Below are 20,931 nucleotides of genomic sequence, written 5' to 3' on the forward strand. Positions count from 1 at the left end.
CTCGGACCAGCCAGAAGAGACAGCGAGACGAGAAGACGCCATGACGCAGCCCGCGCTTGCCGACGTACTGCCCCTGACCCCACTCCAGGAGGGCCTGCTCTTCCACGCCCTGTACGAGCAGGAACGCAACGCCCCTGACGTGTACCTCGTGCAGCTGGTCTTCGAACTCGAAGGCCCCGTGCACGCCGACCGCCTGCGTGCCTGCGCACAAACGCTGCTGGACCGTCACCCGAACCTGCGGGCGGCCTTCAGGCGTCGCCGTGGCGGCCAGCCGGTGCAGGTCGTCCCGCACCGGGCGACGCTGCCGTGGTCACAAGCCGACCTGACCGGGCCGGGTACCGACGTCGAGAAGGCGTGGACCGCGCTGTTGGACGAGGACCGCGAGCACGGGTTCGACCCGGCCGCCCCGCCCCTGCTGCGCTGCACCCTGGTCCGCATCGGCGAGCACCGTCACCGTCTGCTCGTCACCCACCACCACATCCTGCTCGACGGCTGGTCGGTGTCCGTGCTCCTGCGGGAACTGCTCGCCCTGTACGCGGCCGACGGTGACCTGGCGGCACTCCCGCCCGTCCCGCCGTACCGCGCCTTCCTCAGCTGGCTGGAGGGCCGCGACCGTGGCGCCGCCGAGGCCGCCTGGCGCGACGCGCTGGCCGGCGTGACGGAACCGACCCGGCTGGCCCCGAACACCACGGCGAGCACCGCATCGACCGCCGGCTCGGGCGCCGCCGGCCTGGCGCAGGCCCGGACCGAGCTGTCGGCGGAGACCGGCGCCGCCCTCACGGCCCGGGCCCGGAGCCTCGGCGTCACCCTGAACACCCTCGTCCAGTCGGCCTGGGCGATCCTCCTCGGCCGGCTGACCGGCCGCGACGACGTCGTCTTCGGCACCACCGTCTCCGGCCGGCCGCCCGAACTGCCCGGCGTCGAGTCCACGGTCGGCCTCTTCATCAACACCGTCCCCACCCGGGTCCGGCTGCGCCCGGCCGACCCCTTCGACCGCCTGCTCCGCGAGGTCCAGGACGGCTATGTCCACCTCCTCGACCACCATCACCTCGGCCTGGCCGACATCCAGCGGGCGGTGGGCGTCCCGGAGCTCTTCGACACCCTCGTCGTCTTCGAGAACTATCCGGTGGCCCCGGAGGCGACCGGGGACGGCCGTCAGGAGGACGGCCGCGAGGACCAGAATGCCGGGGCCGGGCTCCGCGTCGTCGGTTCCAGCGGGCGCGACGCCACCCACTACCCCGTGACCCTGGTGGCCCTCCCCGGCCCCCGGCCCCGTTTCCGGCTGGCCTACCGGCCCGGGCTGTTCGCCGTCGGCTGGGCCGACGCCACGCTCGCCCGGCTGGTGCGGATCCTGGAGGCCATGGCAGCCGACCCGGCGCTCCCGCAGGGCCGCCTGGGCCTGCTGACCGCCGAGGAACGTCCCCGACGGATCCAGCTTCCGCCACCGGCGGCCCGCACCCTCGCCGACCTCTGGTCGGCGCAGGTCGCGGCCACCCCGGACGCCGACGCCGTACACGACCGGGGCGCCCGTCTCACCTACCGCGAACTGGACGCCCGGGCGGACCTGTTGGCCGGCACTCTCACCGTGCTCGGCGCCGGACCCGAGCGCGTCGTGGGCATCGCGCTGCCCCGCACGGCCGAGCTGGTCGTCGCCGTCCTCGCGGTGCTGAAGTCCGGCGCCGCCTATCTGCCGCTCGATCCCGCCTACCCGGCCGACCGCCTGGCGTACATCGTCGGCGACGCCCGCCCGGTCGTCGTCCTCACGACCGCCGAGACGGCCGGGGCGCTGCCGAAGGACACACCGACTCTCGATATCGGTGATGGACCGACGGAACCGACAGAACCGACGGAACCGACAGAACTGACAGAACTGACAGAACTGACGGCTGATCAGGGTCTCTTCGGTACAAGGGAGTTGAAGCCCGACAACCTCGCCTGCATCACCTACACCTCCGGTTCCACCGGCCGGCCCAAGGGGGTCCTGGCCACGCACCGGGGAGCCGTCGAGTTCGTGGAGTGGACACACACCGAGTTCGGTCCCGACCGGCTGGCCGAGGTGCTGTTCTCGACCTCGCTCAACTTCGACGTGTCGGTGTTCGAGATCTTCTCCCCGTTGCTGTGCGGCGGCCGCATCGAGATCGTGGGCAACCTCCTCGCGCTCACCGACGGCGCCCCTCGGGACGTCGGCCTGATCAGCGGCGTTCCCACCGTCATGGCCGCCGTGCTCGCCGAACGTCCGGCCGTCTCACCGCACACGGTGGCCCTCGGCGGCGAACCGATCACCGAACGGCTCCGTGCCGGGGTCGAGGCCGCCTTCCCCGGCGCACGGCTCGTCAATTTCTACGGCCCCACCGAGGCGACGATCTACGCCACCGCCTGGCGGTCCGACCCCCGCCCCGACGGCCGCGGACCGGAGGAGCCGCCCGGGCCGCCGCCCATCGGCCGCCCGCTCGCCCGCAACGTGATCCACCTCCTCGATCACGCCCTGCATCCCGTGCCCGACGGGGCCGTCGGCGAGGTGTACGTGGCCGGCGGCGGCCCCGCCCGCGGCTACCTCGACCGGCCCGCGCTGACAGCCGAGCGGTTCGTCGCCGACCCGTTCGGCGAGCCCGGACAACGCCTGTACCGCACGGGTGACCTGGCAGCGCGCGGCCCGGACGGACATCTGCGCTTCCTGGGCCGGGCCGACCAGCAGGTCAAGGTGCGCGGGTTCCGTGTCGAACCGGGCGAGATCGAGGCCGTCCTCGCCGCCCATCCGGCCGTCGCCCAGGCGGCGGTGACGGTACGGGAGGACGGCCGCGGCGAGAAACAGCTGGTCGCGTATGTCGTCCCGGCCGAAGGGGCGACCGCACAAGCCGAGGCCGCCGTGTCCCCCGACGCCCTGCGCGGCCACCTCGCCCGCACGCTCCCCGCCCATATGATCCCCTCCGCGTTCGTCACGGTCGCGGCCCTCCCCCACACCGCCAGCGGCAAGCTGGACCGCAAGGCGCTGCCCGCCCCCGACGTGCCCCGCACCACCAGGACGGCCCCGCGCACCGGGCGGGAGGGGACGCTGCGCGCCCTGTTCGCCGAGGTCCTCGGCCTCGGCCCGGAGCAGGTCGGCGTCCACGACGGCTTCTTCGACCTCGGTGGCCACTCCCTGCTGGCCCCCCGCCTGACCTCGCGCATCCGCGCCGAACTCGGCGCCGACCTGCCCCTGCGCGTCCTCTTCGACACCCCGACCGTGGCGGCGCTGGCCCGCCGGACGGCCGACGGCGACCACCGCGTCGATGCGGAGGCGGCCCCGCTGGGCCCGCTGCTCCCCCTGCGCACCCGCGGCCACCGTGCACCCCTGTTCTGCCTTCCCCCGGCCTCCGGCCTGTCCTGGGGTTTCGCCGGGCTCGCCCGCCATATCGACCCCGACCGCCCGCTGTACGCCCTGCAGTCCCGTGGCCTGGTCCCGGGACGGGAACCGTCCGGCACCCTGGCCGAGGCGGTCGCCGAGCACACCGAGCGCATCCGCGCGACACAGCCGCACGGGCCGTACCACCTGCTCGGCTACTCCATGGGCGGCCTCGTCGCGTACGAGGTGGCCGTCGGCCTCCGGGCGGCCGGCGAACAGGTCGCGCTCCTCGCGCTGCTCGACGCCTTCCCGGGGTCCTGGCTGCGGCAGGGCCCCGCCCCGTCCGACCGACCGGCCCTGTTGCGCAGTCTGCTCACCATCCTCGGCCGCGAGGTCCCCGAGGACGAGGCCGAGCCGCTGACGGACAGCCGGTTCGCGGAACTGGTGCGTCGCGTGCCCGACATGCCCGGCAGCCTCGACGACGCCGCACTGGCCGCCCTGGTCGACGTGACGGCGAACAACCGGCGTCTGCTGGGCGAGTTCGCCCCCACCTCGTACGACGGCGACCTGCTGTTCTTCACCGCCGCGCGGGATCCCGACGCGCTCCCCGGCCGGTACGGCTCCTGGCAGCCGTACGTCGAAGGCCGTATCGACAACCACGACATCCCCTGCACCCACGGGGAGATGACCCGGCCCACGGCACTGGACCGCATCGGCCCCGTGCTGGCCGGCCGCCTCAGGAGGAATCAGCCATGACCACCAACCCCTTCGACGACGACAGCATCGAGCACCTGGTCCTGGTGAACGACGAAGGCCAGCACTCCCTGTGGCCCGCCTTCGCCGAGGTCCCGGCCGGCTGGACCGTCGTCCACGGCAGGGCGAGCCGCCGGTCCTGCCTGGACTACGTCGGCGAGCACTGGACCGACCTGCGCCCCAAGAGCCTGATCGAGGCCATGGGCGAGTGAGCCACCACCGCGCACGAGGAGAGACCCACAGCCATGCCCACCGATGACCCGACCCGCACCACCAAGCTGGTGTGCCTTCCCTACGCCGGAGCGGGCGCCTCGCTCTATCGCCCCTGGACCGCCCTGGCCGGGGACGCGCTGGAGATCGTGGCGCTGCACCTGCCCGGCCGGGAAAGGCTGATCGACGACGAGCCGTACCGGGACGTGCACCGGGCCGTCGACGCCCTCCTGGCGCAACTGCGGGAGCGGCTGGGCGCGGGCGAGCACCGGATCGCCCTCTTCGGGCACAGTCTCGGCGCCGTGCTCGCCTACGAACTCGCCCACCGGCTGGTCGCCGAACCCGGCGTCGAACTCGTCCACCTGTTCGTCAGCGGGTCGCCGGAACCCGACCGCGGCCGTGACCGGCGCGCCACCGGACTGTCCGACGAGGAATTCCTCGCCCGGGTCGGTGAGTTCGCGGGCTACCGGCATCCCGCGCTCGACGACCCGGAGATGCGCGAGCTGGTCCTGCCCACCCTGCGCGCGGACGTCGAGATGCACGAGAACTACGTGCGCAGCACCCGCCTTCCGCTGGACGCACCCCTCACGGTCGTCCGGGGCGCGGACGACGACCTCGTCGCCCGCGACGACGCCGCGTCCTGGAGCATGGCGACCGGCCGCGACTTCACGCATGTCGAGGTCCCCGGCGGCCACATGTACCTGACCGAGTCCGCACCCGCCCTGGTCCGGGTGATCACCTCGACGGTCCTTGCACCCCACCCCCTCTCCCCCACCGTCAAGGAGTAGCCGATGCGTCTGCACGGCAAGTCGGTCCTCGTCACGGGCGCCGCCCGCGGACTCGGCCGGGCCATCGCGGTAGCCTGCGCGGCCGAGGGCGCCGATCTCACGCTGCTGGACATCTGTGCCGACCTGCCGGGCGTGCCCTACCCGCTGGGCGCCCCGGGCCAGTTGGAGCACACGGCCGTGCTCTGCCGGGAGGCGGGCTCGGCCGTCCTGACCGCCGTGGCCGACATCCGCGACATCCGCGCCGTACGGGAGGCGGTGACCCGCGCCGAGGACCGGTTCGGCCGGATCGACGTCGCCGTCAACAACGCGGGCATCGCCGCGCCCTCGGGCAAACCGGTGCACGAGATCAGCGAGGACGAGTGGGCCCTGCTGATCGACGTGGACCTCTCCGGGGCCTGGCGGGTGATCCGCGAGGTCGGCAAGGCGATGAGCGCCCGGCACGGCGGCAGCATCGTCAACGTCGCCTCCACGGCCGGGCTCGTCGGCTACCGGCACTTCGCCGGGTACGTCGCCGCCAAGCACGCCGTCGTCGGGCTGACCAAGGCCGCCGCGCTCGACTACGCGCCGACGAAGGTACGTGTGAACGCGGTCTGTCCGGGGTCGGTGCGTGACGACGCGTGGGCCGAGGGCCGGATGCTGGCCGAGATCGCCCGGGCGCTGGAGGTGCCGGTGCACGACCACGAGAGGACCTTCGTCGAGGCGCAGCCCATGAACGCGCTGATCGAACCCGAGGACGTGGCCGCCGCGGTCGTCTTCCTGGCCTCGGACGAGTCCCGGCAGATCACCGGGTCGGTCCTGACCGTGGACGGCGGGTTCAGCGTCCGCTGAGCCCGGCCTCCCCCGACCATCTCCCCCGACCGTCAAGGAGTACGGACCGTGTCCGCCTCACTGCCCGACCCCGCCCGCTGCCACGCGATCCGCGTCCGGTCGGCCCGCGTCCCGGAGTCCATCGGCGACCCGGGGCTGTGGATCGAGGACGTCCCCGTTCCGGCCGCGGACCCGCGCGCCGAACGCCGCCGGGCCACCGAACTCGCCCGCCCGGCCCACGACCTGCGCAGAGTCCTGCTCCGGTACGCCGACGACGTGTCCGACCTGATCGTCGTGGCCCGGCGCGCCCGCTCCACCCCTGTCCCCCCGGACCTGCCGACAGCCGCGCCCCCTCCCGCCTGGGGCCTGGGCGGCGACGGTCCGGCCGCCTGCTTCGCCGTCCCGCTGGACGGGGAGGGCGACGAGGCGAGCTGGCTCACGGCGCTCACCGTCACCCTGCGCCGCTACGACCCCGACGACACCGCGCCGGTCATCGGCACCGACCACGGCGGCTTCACCGTCGAACCGGCCGCCACGCTGGGTGAGTCGAAGCCCTCCGCGGCGACGGGTCCCGCGCTCACGGGCCTGCTCTTCGACGACACCGCCGCCGCCATCGCCGCCATCGCCGACTCCGGCCTTCCCGGTGCGGGCGCGGGCGAGATCGAGACCGAGTACGAGTACGTACCGTGCCTCGCACCCCCGTTCCCGCTCACCGTCTCCGTGCTGCGGGATGCCGACGGCAGCCGACTGCGCTGCGACCACCTGAGCAGTCACTTTTCCCCGGAGGTGGCCGCACAGTTCGTACGGCATCTCCTGCACGTGCACCAGCAGGTCCTGCGCCGCCCGCACACCGCATGGGACGACGTCGAGCTGCTCGACGAGGCGGAACGCGCCCGTACGGCCGCACTCGGCCGGCCGTCCCGCTCCCTGACCGCCCGGCCGCCGGTGAGCGTGCCCGAGGCGTTCGCCCTGATCGTGGCGGCGAGGCCGGACAGCGTCGCCGTGACCGACGGCGCCACCGGCCTGACCTACCGCGAACTCGACCAGCGGGCGGCCCGGTCGGCGCAGGGCCTGCGGGCGCGCGGGGTCGGCGGCGGCGACCGGGTCGGCGTCTGCCTGGAGCGCTCCGCCGAACTCGTCGTCACCCTGCTCGCCGTGCTGAAGGCGGGCGCGACCTATGTGCCCGTCGACCCCGCCTACCCGGCGGACCGGCTCGCCCACACGGCACGGGACGCGGAGCTGGGCGTGGTGGTCACCCGGCTCGCGGAGTTCCCGGCGGTGGCGGGCTGCGTGCGGGTGACGCCGGACGACCTCGTGAGCACGAGCCCGCCGAAGAACCCGAGTCCACCTCCGCCCTCCCCCGGCGACCCCGCCTATGTCGTCTACACCTCCGGCTCCACCGGCCGGCCCAAGGGCGTCGTCGTGCCGCACCGCAACGTGATCGCCCTCATCGACGCGACCCGCGGCGAGTACGGTTTCGGCATCTCGGATGTGTGGACCTGGTTCCACTCCAGTGCCTTCGACTTCTCGGTGTGGGAGATCTGGGGCTGCCTGCTGACCGGCGGACGGCTGGTCGTGGTGCCGTACCTCGTCTCCCGGGAGCCGGAGCGCTTCCGCGATCTGCTCGTCGCCGAGCAGGTCACCGTGCTCAGCCAGACCCCGTCGGCCTTCGCCCAGCTCCTGGACGTCGACCACGCCGACGTCGCCGTCCGGCTCGTCGTCTTCGGCGGGGAGCCGCTGGACGCGCGGATGCTGCTGCCCTGGTTCGACCGGCACCCGGAGCGGTCCTGCCGGGTGGTGAACATGTTCGGCATCACGGAGACCACCGTCCATGTCACCGAGCAGACCCTCACCCGGAAACTGGCGCTCACCGCCACCCGCTCGGTCGGGCGCGCGCTGCCCGGCTGGCACCTGTACGTGCTGGACGCGGCCGGACGGCCGGTGCCGCCGGGGGTGGAGGGTGAGATACACGTCGGCGGTGCCGGAGTCGCCCTCGGCTACCTGGGCGAGGAGGAACTGACGGGCCGACGGTTCGTACCGGACCCCTTCACCGGGGCCGTGATGTACCGCAGCGGTGACCTGGGGCGGCTGCTCTGCGACGGGCGGCTCGAACACCTGGGGCGGATCGACAGCCAGGTGAAGATCCGCGGCTTCCGGATCGAACTCGACGAGATCCGCTCCGTCCTGCTGGAGGACTCCGCCGTGCGCGCCGCGGCCGTCCTGGTGCGCCGCGACGACCGGGCCGACGCCGCCATGGCCAGGATCGACGCGTACGTGGTCCTGTCGTCCGGGGGCGACCCGGCCGAGGTCCGCGAACGGGCCGCCGGCATCCTGCCCGAGTACATGCTCCCGGCCACGGTCACGGCGCTGGACGCGCTGCCGCTGACCCCCAACGGCAAACTGGACGCGGCCCGGCTTCCCGCACCCTCCGCTCGCCGGACGCGAGGCCCGGACACCGCGCCCGGCGCTGGCGGTGGCGGTGACGGTGACAGTGGCGGTGGCGGTGGCGGTGGCGGTGAGGACGATCTCACCGCGAGCCTGACGGAGGTCTGGAGCGAGGTGCTGGGCGTGCCCGTCGGCCCGGACGACGACTTCTTCGAGCTCGGCGGCAACTCTCTGTTCGCCGTCCGCATCCGAGCCGCGCTGCGCGCCCGCGGCCTGCCGTCCCCGCCGCTCCGGGAGCTGTATCGCCACCCGACCGTCCGGGGAACGGTCGGGAGCCTCGGGACCTCCGCGCACAGCGACACCGAGGGCAGGCGCTGATAGCACTCCGTTTGGTCTGTCTCGATCTCGGCGTGCTGGGGGCCGGCTGGGCAGGGGCTGGTGGCAGGTGGTGCAGAGGACGGTCCAGCACCTCAGGGTGTTCTGGAGGGCATCGAGGACCTGGTAGAGCGTGAGGCCGGCCCGGGGGCTTTTGGGGCGAGACGCTGTTCGGTGAGGAAGGCATGCACGGCGGTCACGAGGGTGACGTGCTGGCGCCGGCCGGGCCAGGACCAGCCTTCGAAGTGGTCCAGGCCCAGGCCGTGCTTGAGTTCGCGGTAGTCCTGCTCGATGCGCCAGCGGACCTTGGCCAGACGGACCAGGTCGGTGACCGGGGTGTCGGCGGGCAGGCTGGACAGCCGGTCATCGGTCGGCGCCTCGGCATCGGCGGGCCGTTCGACCAGCAGCCAGCAGTCGGGCAGGACTCCGTCCCACCAGCCCTGCCCGGCCGAGGCCGCGGCTTTTGACCGGACGCTCGACGGCCTTACCGGCCGGACGGACACGCACGGCGGCGAAGCGGGACCGTAACTCCCCTCGCGAGCCGTTCCGCCAGGTCACGCGGGTGAATGCGTCGCGCCCCAGGCGGGCGGCGAGGGCTGCCACCGGGGGCGCGGGGCGGCAGTAGCGGGGCTGGGGCAGGCAACCGACAGGCCCCTTACGGTCCGGGGCTGCGGGCTTGGCGTCGAAGGGGTGGCGGTCACATCCGCCCGGACGGCCAGCACGTAGTCGATGTGGCGGTCGGCCAGCGCGGCCCGCAGGTGCGCGTTGGCGCCGTAGGCGGCATCGGCCACCACGACCGGCAGGACCATGCCCCAGCCCGCCAGGGTGTCGAGCACGTCCAGGGCCAGGCGCCACTTCTCGCGGTGCGTGACCTCGGGCGGGATGCGGGCGACGGTCCGACGGCCGGTGTCGGAGGCCCACTCTTCGGGCAGGAACAGGCGCCACTGCAGCGAGCAGGACGCGGCGTCGGTCGCCGCGCGGGTCCGGCGCTCTGGTGCGGGCAGCACGGCCGGCACCAGGCCGGCGGCGTACGCCAGGGCACGGTCGACGTCGCCGAGCTCCCGGCGGATCCCGATCCCCCGATGCCCGCAGTACGTCTCTTTTCAGCCATGCCTCTATAACGTCCCTGCACGGAAAGGTACTTCCGTACTAGAGCATGCACCTGACATCTTGCATCCACCACTCGTTTCGTACGGCCCGGCCGCTGCCCTCAGCACGGCCGGGCCGTCTCCGGAGGACGCATTGATACCCCACATGTCCCGCCGCCCTAGACGCACGCTGGTGCTGGCGGCCACGCTCGGCGCCGCCCTCGCGTTCGGCGCCCCGGGCGCCCTCGCGGGCACGCTCCCCGTCGTCCCCTCCACCGCGCCGGCCGCCAAGGCCCACGCGCCGGCCGCCGTGCCGGCTTCCCAGAGTGCGACGTGGGTGGCCGGTACGCGTGCCTACCTCGTGATCACCGCCCCCGGTGACAGTTCGGCGGTCCGCTCCGCGATCGCGTCCAACGGCGGCACCGTCTTCTCGAACTTCGACGCCATCGGCGTGATCGTCGCCCACTCGGCGTCCAGCGGATTCGCCGCCACCATGCGCGGCGTCGCAGGCGTGCAGCAGGTCGGCGCCACGCGTACCTCGGACGTCCCGGCCGACGCCTACAACCCGGCGCTCCCGGCCAATCCGGCCCAGGCCTCGACCCCGGCCGGAGAACCGGTCCGCGCCGACATGAGCCAGATCAAGGCCGACCAGGCCTGGGCCGTGAACCCAGGCTCCGCGTCCGTCACGGTCGGCATCCTGGACACCGGTGTGGACGACCAGCACCAGGACCTGGCGCCCAACTTCAACGCGGCCGACTCGGTCTCCTGCGCCTACGGCAAGCCCGACACCCGTGCCGGCGCCTGGCGGGACGTCGACACGCACGGCACCCACGTAGCGGGCACCATCGCCGCGGCCAAGAACGGCAAGGGCGTCGTCGGCGTGGCCCCCGGGGTGAAGATCTCCGCGGTCCGGGTCGCCGAGCCGGGCAACTCCTTCTTCTTCGCCGAGAACACCATCTGCGGCTTCGTCTGGGCCGGTGACCACGGCTTCAAGGTCACCAACAACAGCTATTACACGGACCCGTGGCAGTTCAACTGCCCGGACAACATCGACCAGGCCGCCATCATCGAGGGCGTCAAGCGCGCCCAGGAGTACGCCGAGAGCAAGGGCTCCCTCCAGATCGCCGCCGCGGGCAACGAGAACTACGACCTCGCCCACAAGACCACCGACTCCGCGAGCCCGAACGACTCGACGCCGGTCACCCGCACCATCACCAACGCCTGCCTCGACATCCCGACCGAGCTGCCGGGCGTGGTCACCGTCGCGGCCAACGGCACGGGCGTCACCAAGGCCTCGTTCTCCAACTACGGTCAGGGCGTCATCGACGTCGCGGCGCCGGGCAGCAACGTGTACTCCACCGTCCCCGGCGGCGGCTACGGCAGCAAGAGCGGCACCTCGATGGCCACCCCGCACGTGGTGGGCGTGGCGGCGCTCATCGCCAGTGCCAACCCGGGCTTCACCCCGGCGCAGATCCGCGCCAAGCTGGCCGAGCAGGCCAACGACATCGCCTGCCCCTCGGACAGCCGCTGCACGGGCACGACGGCCAACAACTCGTTCTTCGGCGAAGGACAGGTCGACGCCCTCAAGGCCGTCGGGACCACCCCGCCGACCGGCAAGTACTTCGAGAACCTCGCGGACCTCGCCATCAACGACAACGCGACCGTGGAGAGCCCGATCGCCGTCACCGGCGTGACCGGCAACGCCCCGGCCACCCTCAAGGTGGGTGTGGACATCAAGCACACCTACATCGGTGACCTGAAGGTCGACCTGGTGTCGCCGGGCGGCACCGTCTACACGCTGCACAACCACGCCGGCGGCAGCGCCGACGACATCGCCCAGACCTACACCGTGAACGCCTCCTCGGAGGTCGCGAACGGCACCTGGAAGCTGCGCGTCAACGACAACGCCGCCTCCGACACAGGCAAGATCGACGCCTGGAACCTGACCTTCTAGCGCAAGGCCCGGCAACGCCCGCGTACAGCACGCACAGCGCCGGCGGCAGCTCCCCGCCCGCGGCCGCGGACCAGGCGGGCTGCGGTCTGTTCGGCCCGGGCTGCGAACTGCTGGGCGGCGAGGGCAGATGGGCCCCGGCGGCGGTGTACGCCGCGGTCGGGGCCACCATGCCGGAGGCGTCCAGGAAGGCCGCGGACGGCCTGGAGCCGGTGTCCAGCTCACCGTGCGCCTCCCCGAGGAGCTGCGGGCCGTGTCCGCGCTGACCGTACGGGCAGCGAGGCCGCGGCTGCGCGCACCATGGCCCCGAGGAGTGCCGGCCGGCTCGAACGGCGGCCGGCCGTCCCGGCCCGGACCGCGGAGGCGGCCTCACCGCGGGAGGCCTACGCCTTGCGCACCGACGCCGGCCCGGATGGCCTGGAGCCGGGTAGCCGGGGTACGGCACCGGGCCCCGGCATCGTCATTGCCTTACCGCTCCGGGCTGATTCGGTCCGGTTCCGGCTGAGGCCAGCCCCTGCTGACCCATAGGAATCGGAGCCTCCAGGCATCCTATCCAGCACAGAATCGCCTCGGACTGACCGCGTACATGGAGCTTGCGGTAGATGCGGCTCAGATAGTTCCGGACCGACTTCTCCGTGAGGAACATCCGCTGCGCGACCTCGCGAACTTTCATGCCGGAGGCGAGCAGATCCATGACCTGGCGTTCCCGCGGCGAAAGCGTCGAGCGGTGATCCAGGCCGATCGCGGGCACGGTCTGCAGCCTCGTCGTGCCAAGTGTCACGCTTGACGAACCGGAAAATTCCCTCACTAATGTGCCTGCGATCACAGGGTCCAGAAACCCGGCGCCACGGGATGTGCACAGGAGCGCTTCCATGAGGAGGAAATCGTACCGATTCTCCAGCAGATAGGTGGTGACCCCTTGCTTGAGAGCCAAGGACACGTCGTCCCAGTCCAACGCGTGCGCCAGTACTGCGCTCGGTGGCAGCTTGCCTTCCAGTTCTCCCGAGAAGCGCATCAACTCCTGCCCCATTCTCTCTCCATAAAAAAGAATGACGTCGTCGTTCACGCGAATGGCGGACGATTTGTTGACCAGTCGGGTTCGGGCTACCGAAAGATAATTCGGAACAAGGCCGCTAGAACTGACCACTGCAATTGACAAGGGAACTTGAGAAGCGCTCGATCGAGTGACGAAGTAAGGTGGCACTGCAGCTCCACGCGCATGGGGGACTGGCGGGGCCTTGCGGGATTACGGTACAGCCCTTGGTCAGGAAGGGTATGGCACTCCCCCCTTGTGGTCATGCGACCAAAGAACTAAAAAGCCGCTGGACCAGTTACTACTGAAGTAGCGAGCCTTTACCGACCTCAGTTGGAGCAGGTCAGGTGGAGGGTGAGGACGGCTTGGACGTGGCTGGTAATTCGGGTGGTGCTGCAGCGGATCTTCCGTAGCAGGAACCAGCTCTTCAGGATCGCCACGGTCTGCTCGCCGACGGCCCAGATGCGGGCGTGCGCGGCGTTGAACGCGCGTTGGCCTGCCGAGAGCCGGCCCCACCGGCCGCGAAAGGGCACCCGTAGCTCCCACCTGTCCTTTCGGACAGGGCCACTCCTACTCAAGTACCAGTCAGGCCCGTCATTTTCGCTTCTCCGGTGTCCTGCTCGTCCCGTAAGAGATCACTAGCCTGGACACACGCCACAGGGCACCACGGGCGGGCCGGCAGAGCAGGGGGTTGCGCAGGTGACCGCCCCTCGAAGCGGCGAGCCCGGCGTACCATCCCACCGAACGGAGCTGTCATGTCCCTCCTGGCCCGGCCGGCGCTGGCCTTCCCCGCCGCCAAAGTGATGCAGCGTCTGAACGCCCTGCTGGCAGACCGACACGTCGCGTCCTCCCTGCACAAGCGTTATCCGGAGTATCCCCGGAACACACACGAGCTGACCATCCCGACCTCCGTCGCCCCGGCGCGCGCTGTGGTGTACGTACCCGACCGTCCCGCCGGCGCGCCGTTGCCGCCGGTCCACGTGAACTTCCACGGTGGCGGCTTCGTCCTGCCGCCTGTCGAACTGGACGACCCGCTGTGCCGCTTCCTCGCGGCCGAAGCGGGCGCCGTGGTGGTGAACGTGGACTACGCCGTCGCGCCGCAGCACCCCTTTCCCGCGCCGCCTCACCAGGCGTACGAGGTCGTCGTGTGGGTCGCCGAGCACGGCGCCGAACACGGCTGGGACGGCGACCTCCTCACGGTGGGCGGCCAGAGCGCCGGAGGGGCCCTCGCAGCGGCCGTGGCCCGTCAGACACTGGAAAGAGGAGGCCCCTCCATCGCTCTCCAGATCCTGCACTATCCCCCTTTGGACCTCGTCACCCATGCCAGGGACAAGCGCTCGGTCATCGCCAAGCCGATGCTGCGCCCGTGGATGGCAGACATCTTCGACACCTCCTACGTGCCGGAGCCGACGTTGCGCGGCGATCGCCTGGTCTCCCCCGCCCATCCCTCCGACACCGCCGACCTGACCGGTATCGCCCCCGCCCTCGTCATCACGCCGGAGCACGACCTCCTCCGTGCGGAGGGCACTCGCTACGCGGAGCGGCTGCGCGGCGTCGGCGCGCTCCGCGACCACTGTGACGTGCCGGGCGCCGACCACGGCTACGACCAGAACGACGCCGAAACAGCCCGTGGCATGTACGGCCTGATGGCCAAGCACATATGTCAGGCCGTGTGCCCCGACTGACCGCGTACCGCCCGACCGGAATCGACGAGCGGGGTACCGGCCGACTGCTTCTGGCTGGTACCCAACTCATCAGGACCCGGCGCCGACGTTCACGTCGATCCCGGTGCGGGGGGCCTGGGCTGGCGTGGTGCCTCAGGGGCGGCGGAGATCAAATTTCGCCCCCGCCGCCCCTGCCGTCCGATCCCCAGAGGCCCTGCCCCTTCAGCCCCCGTCAGGCGGGCTCCGTCCCTGGGCCCCCGGGCGGCCTTTGGCCACCACCCACCGCCCGACTCGGTGGGTCAAGACGCTGAACTCCTCCACCGCGCCATGCGCCAAGTGCGCGGCCGGTGGAGGCAAATGACTCTATTTTGCGCGGCGCCGTCCCGGGCACACTCGGCCTGCAGATTCCCCCACACGCATCACGCTCCAGATCCACGTCGGCGTTCTAGTCAAGTGACCAACTTGCGTCTTCAGGAGAGCAGGTACTCCACATGATTTCCCGTACTGCGATCAAACGCACGGCAGTTGTCGGTGCCCTGAGCCTGGCCTCGGGGCTGATGTTGGTTACGCCGGCGAGCGCCGTAACCGACATCCAGGGCCGCGAGCCGTTCGACACCAACCACATCCTGGGGAGCATCTGCACCGGCTCGACGGCCCTCTCGTTCTGGAAAATCAACGTCAACACCGGCGAGATCCGGCAGTCCGACGCCGCCACGTTCCGCTTCGGGAGGCTGACGGGGCCGTGGGAGACGTTCGACGGCTACTGCAGCTACCCGCAGTCGACCAGCTGGACCTGGCCCGGGTCCGAGAGACAGGTCAGCAACACGCTCGTGAACTGCGCCCACCAATCCACGCTGACTCAGAACATTCAGACGAGCGGGAGCACGACGAGCACCACGGAGAACAGCGTCAGCGCCCAGTTCGGCATCGACTGGACAGCCCTCGAGAAGGTCCTGGAGGTCGAGGCGGGCGGCAGCTACAGCCACAGCTGGTCGTACGCGAAGACGTCGGGCTGGTCCACGACCACGGGCCTTGCCGTCGGCCCGCGCCGGGTGGCATGGCTGTCGCTGCGCCCGGTGATGCGTACGGTGCGTTCCAACCCGAATTTCCACATCTACGTGTACAAGTGGGACGGGGGCAGCAGCTCCAACTGGCGCGGCCGTGACTACAGCGACATCACCTCTTACAGCGCCTACTACGACGCCATAGGCGAGGTGCTCAAGTCCGACGGCTCGCCGGAAGGCCAGTACGTGGCCCATGACCGCCCGGTCCGCAAATCCGACCACTGCTGAGACAGCGCGAGAAGGCCTGACTGTTCCTGGCGAGATTCCCTCGCCAGGAACAGTCGTGTCCGAGCTGACGCAGTGAGCGTTTCTGCGTTGCCTCTCCAGGGTGAGGACGGCCTTGGTGATGACTGTTGCGGTTAGGGCCGATGCGGGATCTGCGGAGGATCTGCCAGGACTTCAGCCGTGGCATGGCACGTTCGACGGGTGCTCGGGCCTGGGCGAGTGTGCGGTTGACGGTGCGCTGGGTTGGGGTGAGTTCCCCGCAAGGTGGCCGTCTGAGGCCGGTGGTACCCCAGGGGACGGCGCCGGTGCAGGCGCGGTGGCGAGGACGGGGACGCCCTGGTGTTCGTAGATCCGCATGATGACGGATATGCCGAAGCCGGCGGCGATGCGGGCAAGGGTGTCATGACGGTGCAGGTACACCAGAGCGACGAGCGCGCTGGTGCGGCGTGCGTTTGCATCGCCTGTCACCCTCACGGGTGACGATGAGCGTGGTTACCCACTCGACCAGCCCGTGCGGCAGGTCGAGTGCGGCAGGAAAGGGACCCAACAAAGCTCCTGCGCCGGTGGGTTGAGACTTCGAATACCTCCGCCTTGTGCGTTGCGGGCCCCTCTCTCACCCCGTCCGCCCAGCCGTGCGCGGCCGGCCCCCCTCCACCCTCCGGGCGGCGACCGGCGCGTTCGTCTGCTTCGAGGACGAAGCGGGCGTGACCGGCCGTCCGCCCAAGGGCCGCACCTGGGGCCGGCGGGGCATCACCCCGCCGTTGCGCGTTTCCGGTCGCAGCCGCGGCCGCCTCTCGGTAGCCGGGCTGCTGTGCTACCGGCCGGGCCTGCCCGCCCGTCTGTGCTACCGGCTGCGCCGGCATATCGCGCGATCCGCCACAGCTTTTGGACCGGCCGGGCGGTCAACTGTGCGCTGCCGGCCGACGATCAGTGACCGTTCGCGGAGGGACTCCTGCTTCCGGAGCCCGAACCGCTCGCGAACCGTGCGGGGTTCACGAGCGGTTCTTCGCTGCTGTCGTCGGGTGCTACGCCGTGACGGCCAGCCTCGTCAAGCCCACGGGCCGGGACCCGTCGCCGTACTCGACGATGCCGACGTACTGCTCACCTCGCGCTGCATCCGGCCACGTCACCGTCAGTCCGCGCAGGGTGGCCGGGGTGACGGGCCTTGTGGCGGGCCCGACGGTGGGGCGGACGGCCGGGGGTCCCTGGCCCACCTTCCACAGGCGCAGCGTGTACTGCTGGCTGTCGGTGCCCTTGGGCATGTCCTCCTGCACCACATAGACGTCGTAGTCGCCGGGGGGCAGATCGAGGTAGTCGTCCGAGCCGGTCTGCGGCCCGGGGAAGATCCTGACTCCGTTCCCGTCGAAGGCGTAGAGGGACATCTTGCTGCCGGGCACGTGGTCCGCCGCGTAAACCCCGACCCGGGTGAAGGGGGCACCGTCCGGGACGTGGACCGGGACCTTCGCGACGGCGTCACCGGTGTGCGGGTCCGCCGCGAAGTTCGACGGGTCCTCGCCGGTGAGGGTGCCGGTGATCTTCTCGGACTTGTACAGCTCCGCCCGCGCGGTCAGTTCGCCCTTCCAGTCCGCCCGCACGGTCAGCGCCGTGGACCGCTCACCTTCGAGGGCGATCTCGAACGGTGCGGCGACGTGCGCGGCCCGCAGCGCGATCGGACTGGTGACCCGGTGCTGGCTGCGGGCATCGCTCCAGGTCAGGGAGCCGTAGGAGAAGGTCCCATAGGCGGCGTCGGTGCGTGTAAAGGTGACCCGGTACGTCGCCGAGCCACCCGGGGCCACGGTCAGGCGCTGCGGGGTGACCTGGGCCTTGTAGCCGGGCGGTGTCTGGAGCGTCGCGCAGTAGGTGGCGGTGTCCGTGCCGACGTTGGTGACGGTGCGGGTCACCGTCTGCCGCGCGGCCAGGTCGCCGACCGCGATACGGCCAGGGGCGGCGATGTCGCGTGCGAATGGCTCCTGTCGGGGCCGACCGCCGTCGGCGGCTGCCGGGTGACGGGCGTCCCCAGCAGCTTCCTGCGCGGTGGACTGGACGGGTGCCGGGGGCAGGGGATCGGCCTTGTCCCGGGTCAGTGAGACCACGCCGGGAGTGGCGGACAACTCCGCCGCCTGACGTGCGGTGAGAAGCGCGGCGAAGCCGTTGAAGGCGTAGTTGTACTCGTAGACCTTCTTGATGCCGGAGACGTCGTCGAGTATCTCGTCGCGGCGGGCGTCCAAGTGCCGCAGATACGCTCGGACGGCGTTCGTGCCCGTCTTGAGCCGGTCTCCGGGGGAGGGGGCGGTGCGCACCAGACCCTTCAGGCCACCCTGGTAGGTGGCGACCGGCGGGTCGGCGAGTTTCACCAAGTACATGCGGGTGCCTGCGTCGGCGGGCTTGCCGGCGAGGTCGGCGTGGGCAGACGCCACCGTACCGACGACACTCAGGGATACGGTCAGAAGAGCCGTCAAGCACCTGACAGTTGACCTGTCGTGCCGGTTGCCGTGTTTCAAATCTTGTCCATTTTGGTCGACTTGGCGCCTCGGACTACTCCCCCGTCACGGTCGCGGCCAGCACCGTGGGCGATGCGACTCGCATACCGGCCCACGACCTGAACTTGCTGCGGGATGAGGTGAACATCGGCATGGGTCCAGCTCTTTCTGTGGGGGCGCGTCAAATATGTCTTCCGGAACCGAACAGAACTAGGGGCATTTGGCCTCAACATCTCCAACCGCCCCGGAGCGGAGGCCAGTCAGTTGTTCCTAGCCGGTGGCGGCCGGGAACTCGGCGCCGAGGACGACGCCCAGGCCAGGCCTGCTGTGATCAAGTCGAAGGCTTGGTGGTCGGGAAACCGGGCCTCGATGTCCTTGTCGGGATCGGCGACTGTTGGTTGAACGCGAGCACTTCCTTCGCCAGCGTGTGCACCAGGTCGGCGGCCAGCTTCTCGCCGGGCAGGCTGGTGTGCTGCCGTTCCGCGGCCTGGACAGTGATCTCAGCCAGCCGGCTGGGGCGGACGACGTGACGGTTGCGCAGCCGGGTCTCCAGCCGCTTGGCACCGATTCGGCGGATAGCCGCCGGCGTCTGGTAGCCGGTCAGCAACGTCAGCAAGCCGGGTGTTGGTCAGATCCAACACCCGTTCCAGACCGAGGACGCCGGTGAGCTGGGCCCGTAAGCGGTTGACCCCACGGGTGCGGTAGGCCGCCTCCCGCCAGTGTGGCGTACCGGAGGCCGAGGTGAGGACGTCCGTCGCCCCCTGGGCGCCGGATGCGCACAGGCCCGCCCGAGCCCGAAGGCACCCGGCCGGAGAGACGGCGGCCCCGCGCCCGCCGGAAGGACGGACGCGGGGCCGTTGGTTTTGCCTCAGCGGGAGGTGAGTGTCCACAGGTGGTCGGCGGTGCCGTTGTCGGCCCACTGCAGGACCTGGGCGCCGGAGGAGGTGCTCATGTTGTTGACGCCGAGCAGGCGACCGCTGTTGTAGTTGGCGATCTTGTAGTAGCCGCCCGGGGCCGGGATGACCTGCCAGAGGTGGTCGGCGGTGCCGTTGTCACCCCAGATCAGGGCCGTTCCGCCGTCGGCGGTGCCCGCGTTGGTGATGCCCAGGAGCAGGCCGCTGGACTGCTGCTGGATCTTGTACAGGCCGTTGCCGGCAGCCACGAGGGTCCAGTTCTGGTCGGTGCCCGTGGTGGACGTGGCCTGGACGACCGAAGTGCCCTGGGCGGTGCCCGCGTTCAGGGTGTCGAGGGCGAGGCCGCTGTTCTTGTTGGTGATCTGGTAGCGGCCGGCCAGCGAGGTGTTGGCGCCGCTGGGGGTGATGACCAGGTGGTAGCCGTCGTTGGCGTTCATCGCCACCGGGACCGTGATCGAACCGTTCGAGACCGTGTAGCTGGCGTCGGAGATGGTGATCGGGCCGGGGGAGGCGTTGAGGCGGCCGGTGTCGGGGCTGTACTCCAGCTTGACGTGGACGGTGCTTCCGAAGGCCGAAAGGGACGACAGGCCGTTGACGGTCACCGCGCAGGAGCCGGTGCAGCCGCCCGCGACGACGCTGATCTGGTTGCCGGCGCCGTTGAGGGAGGCGAGACCGTCGATGCCGGTCTGGGCGGGAGGCGTGGTGGTCAGCATGTTCCCGGACATGTCGCCGTACCACTTGTACGTCCAGTAGGAGCCGTTGGGCGAGCCGCCGGTGTCGGTGAGGGTGTCGCCGAGGGTGCCGTAGTGGTTCCAGAAGGCCAGCTCGGCGTCCCGGACGCCCGCGCGCTCGAACTTGGCGGCGTAGCTGATGAGGGCGCCGGAGTTGCCCATCTGGGCGGGTGTGCCGTACTCCTCGATGTCGATCGGGCGGGGGCTCAGGCCGAGGCTGGACTCGAGGGCGCGGTAGTCGGAGATGTGCGACGCGATGTTCGCGCTGGTCTGCAGCTCGTGCCAGGCGATGACGTCGGGGACGGCGTTGTTGGCGATGGCGTCCTGGAGGAACGTCTGCATCTTGGCATGGGTGTAGGAACTGAAGCTCGGCCCCTGGATGGGGGTGGTGGTGTCCTTGGAGCGGATCTCCTTGTACGTCGTGTTCCAGGCGGCGTCGAAGGGGCCGGCGTGGGTGGTGTCCCAGTTCAGGTCGGGCTCGTTCCAGATGGCCCACGCGGAGATGTTGGTGACGCCGGATGCCTGGACGGCGGCGATCTGCTGGTCTACGGCGGACAGCCAGTTGCTCATGCTGACCCACTTGTAGGGGAAGTCCGGGTACCAGTCCGGCATTCGTGCGACCACCTTGGCGCCCGCGCGGGCCGCCTTCGGCGCCACTACAAGGGCGTCACCGGCCGGCGCGGGCTCGCCGTTGGGCAGCTGGGAGCCGCCCGGGGCCATCTGCACGAAGGTGTTCGGCTTCAGCGCGCTGACCAGGCTGTCGGCGGGCGTGCTGTCGTCGGCGAGGCCGTAGAGGCTGCCCGTGCCGACATGGGTGACGGGCCGCAGGGTCTGCGCGGCGTTGACGACCAGGGTGGTGGAGGAGGAGGGGGTGGCCTGGGCGGACGTGCCCGACAGGACGACGGCGGCGGTGGTGGTGGCCAGGGCCGTGGCGAGGGCGGCGGCGCTCGCGCGGCCGAGGGTTCCTCTGTGGCGGTGGCGGGAGCTCAGGTATGACATCAGCGGCTCTCCTGGGCTGGAGGGGACTTGCAGGTGGCCGGCGCGCTGGGGGGTGCCTCTATGTCCTTCGTCAAGGCACCTCTGTCGGGTTTGGGGTGGTTCAGGGTTGCTGGGGTTATGCGGCGAGCTCGACGCCCTTCGG

General features: G+C 71.0%; 14 protein-coding genes and 2 pseudogenes. 8 read left to right on the forward strand and 8 right to left on the reverse strand.

Going from position 1 to position 20,931, the window contains the following annotated elements; genetic code table 11:
• The first annotated feature begins 40 nt into the window (after positions 1–40).
• The 5 genes from ACIBAF_RS43855 to ACIBAF_RS43875 are packed head-to-tail and all read left to right on the forward strand — an operon-like array spanning position 41 to position 8,643.
• Positions 41–4,078 carry an amino acid adenylation domain-containing protein gene (locus tag ACIBAF_RS43855; RefSeq protein WP_399471490.1) on the forward strand — a complete coding sequence of 1,346 codons (4,038 nt, stop codon included), beginning with the start codon at positions 41–43 and terminating at the stop codon, positions 4,076–4,078.
• Positions 4,075–4,287 (forward strand): MbtH family protein, encoded by a 213-nt coding sequence (locus ACIBAF_RS43860; RefSeq protein ID WP_399471492.1) that lies wholly within the window; start codon positions 4,075–4,077, stop codon positions 4,285–4,287. The genes ACIBAF_RS43855 and ACIBAF_RS43860 overlap by 4 nt, the downstream gene beginning before the upstream one ends.
• Positions 4,288–4,320: 33 nt before the next feature.
• A complete protein-coding gene (locus ACIBAF_RS43865) occupies positions 4,321–5,073 on the forward strand; it encodes a thioesterase II family protein (RefSeq protein ID WP_399471494.1) in 753 nt (250 codons plus the stop codon).
• Positions 5,074–5,076: 3 nt separating this feature from the next.
• The gene (locus ACIBAF_RS43870; RefSeq protein WP_399471496.1) at positions 5,077–5,901 is read left to right on the forward strand and encodes an SDR family oxidoreductase; all 825 of its coding nucleotides are present in this window, start codon (positions 5,077–5,079) and stop codon (positions 5,899–5,901) included.
• A 48-nt stretch (positions 5,902–5,949) separates the two neighbouring features.
• Positions 5,950–8,643, forward strand: coding sequence for a non-ribosomal peptide synthetase (locus tag ACIBAF_RS43875; RefSeq protein ID WP_399471498.1), 2,694 nt, complete (start codon positions 5,950–5,952; stop codon positions 8,641–8,643).
• 92 nt (positions 8,644–8,735) lie between these two features.
• On the opposite strand, the gene ACIBAF_RS43880 is transcribed toward ACIBAF_RS43875, so the two are convergent.
• Both ACIBAF_RS43880 and ACIBAF_RS43885 read right to left on the reverse strand, forming a co-directional pair.
• A complete protein-coding gene (locus tag ACIBAF_RS43880) occupies positions 8,736–9,143 on the reverse strand; it encodes a hypothetical protein (RefSeq protein WP_399471500.1) in 408 nt (135 codons plus the stop codon).
• 51 nt (positions 9,144–9,194) lie between these two features.
• Entirely contained in the window at positions 9,195–9,647 is a 453-nt protein-coding gene (locus ACIBAF_RS43885) for a transposase (protein ID WP_399471502.1), read from the reverse strand.
• Between the two features lie 274 nt (positions 9,648–9,921).
• Between ACIBAF_RS43885 and ACIBAF_RS43890 the strand changes: the two genes are divergently transcribed.
• Entirely contained in the window at positions 9,922–11,682 is a 1,761-nt protein-coding gene (locus ACIBAF_RS43890; RefSeq protein ID WP_399471514.1) for a S8 family peptidase, read from the forward strand.
• A 457-nt stretch (positions 11,683–12,139) separates the two neighbouring features.
• On the opposite strand, the gene ACIBAF_RS43895 is transcribed toward ACIBAF_RS43890, so the two are convergent.
• Both ACIBAF_RS43895 and ACIBAF_RS43900 read right to left on the reverse strand, forming a co-directional pair.
• Positions 12,140–12,745, reverse strand: coding sequence for a LuxR C-terminal-related transcriptional regulator (locus ACIBAF_RS43895; protein WP_399471504.1), 606 nt, complete (start codon positions 12,743–12,745; stop codon positions 12,140–12,142).
• Positions 12,746–13,041: 296 nt separating this feature from the next.
• A pseudogene (locus ACIBAF_RS43900) lies at positions 13,042–13,251 on the reverse strand (IS5/IS1182 family transposase); the annotation flags it as partial.
• A 216-nt stretch (positions 13,252–13,467) separates the two neighbouring features.
• On the opposite strand from ACIBAF_RS43900, the gene ACIBAF_RS43905 reads away from it, so the two are divergent.
• Together ACIBAF_RS43905 and ACIBAF_RS43910 are read left to right on the forward strand one after the other, a co-directional pair.
• A complete protein-coding gene (locus ACIBAF_RS43905) occupies positions 13,468–14,397 on the forward strand; it encodes an alpha/beta hydrolase fold domain-containing protein (protein ID WP_399471506.1) in 930 nt (309 codons plus the stop codon).
• 470 nt (positions 14,398–14,867) lie between these two features.
• Positions 14,868–15,668, forward strand: a complete 801-nt coding sequence (locus ACIBAF_RS43910) for a hypothetical protein (RefSeq protein WP_399471516.1) — start codon at positions 14,868–14,870, stop codon at positions 15,666–15,668.
• Between the two features lie 84 nt (positions 15,669–15,752).
• Here ACIBAF_RS43910 and ACIBAF_RS43915 read toward each other — a convergent pair.
• From ACIBAF_RS43915 to ACIBAF_RS43930, 4 genes and pseudogenes are all read right to left on the reverse strand, one after another.
• Positions 15,753–16,212, reverse strand: a pseudogene (locus ACIBAF_RS43915) (transposase family protein); the annotation flags it as partial.
• A gap of 478 nt (positions 16,213–16,690) precedes the next feature.
• Positions 16,691–18,082 (reverse strand): protease inhibitor I9 family protein, encoded by a 1,392-nt coding sequence (locus tag ACIBAF_RS43920; RefSeq protein WP_399471508.1) that lies wholly within the window; start codon positions 18,080–18,082, stop codon positions 16,691–16,693.
• Between the two features lie 394 nt (positions 18,083–18,476).
• Complete coding sequence (locus tag ACIBAF_RS43925; protein ID WP_399471510.1) at positions 18,477–18,761, reverse strand: hypothetical protein; 285 nt, start codon at positions 18,759–18,761, stop codon at positions 18,477–18,479.
• A gap of 252 nt (positions 18,762–19,013) precedes the next feature.
• Positions 19,014–20,789: an RICIN domain-containing protein gene (locus tag ACIBAF_RS43930; protein ID WP_399471512.1), complete on the reverse strand. Its 1,776-nt coding sequence runs from the start codon at positions 20,787–20,789 to the stop codon at positions 19,014–19,016.
• Positions 20,790–20,931 lie beyond the last annotated feature (142 nt).

The sequence above is a fragment of the Streptomyces sp. NPDC051677 genome, assembly GCF_044453465.1.
Classification (GTDB): Bacteria; Actinomycetota; Actinomycetes; order Streptomycetales; family Streptomycetaceae; genus Streptomyces.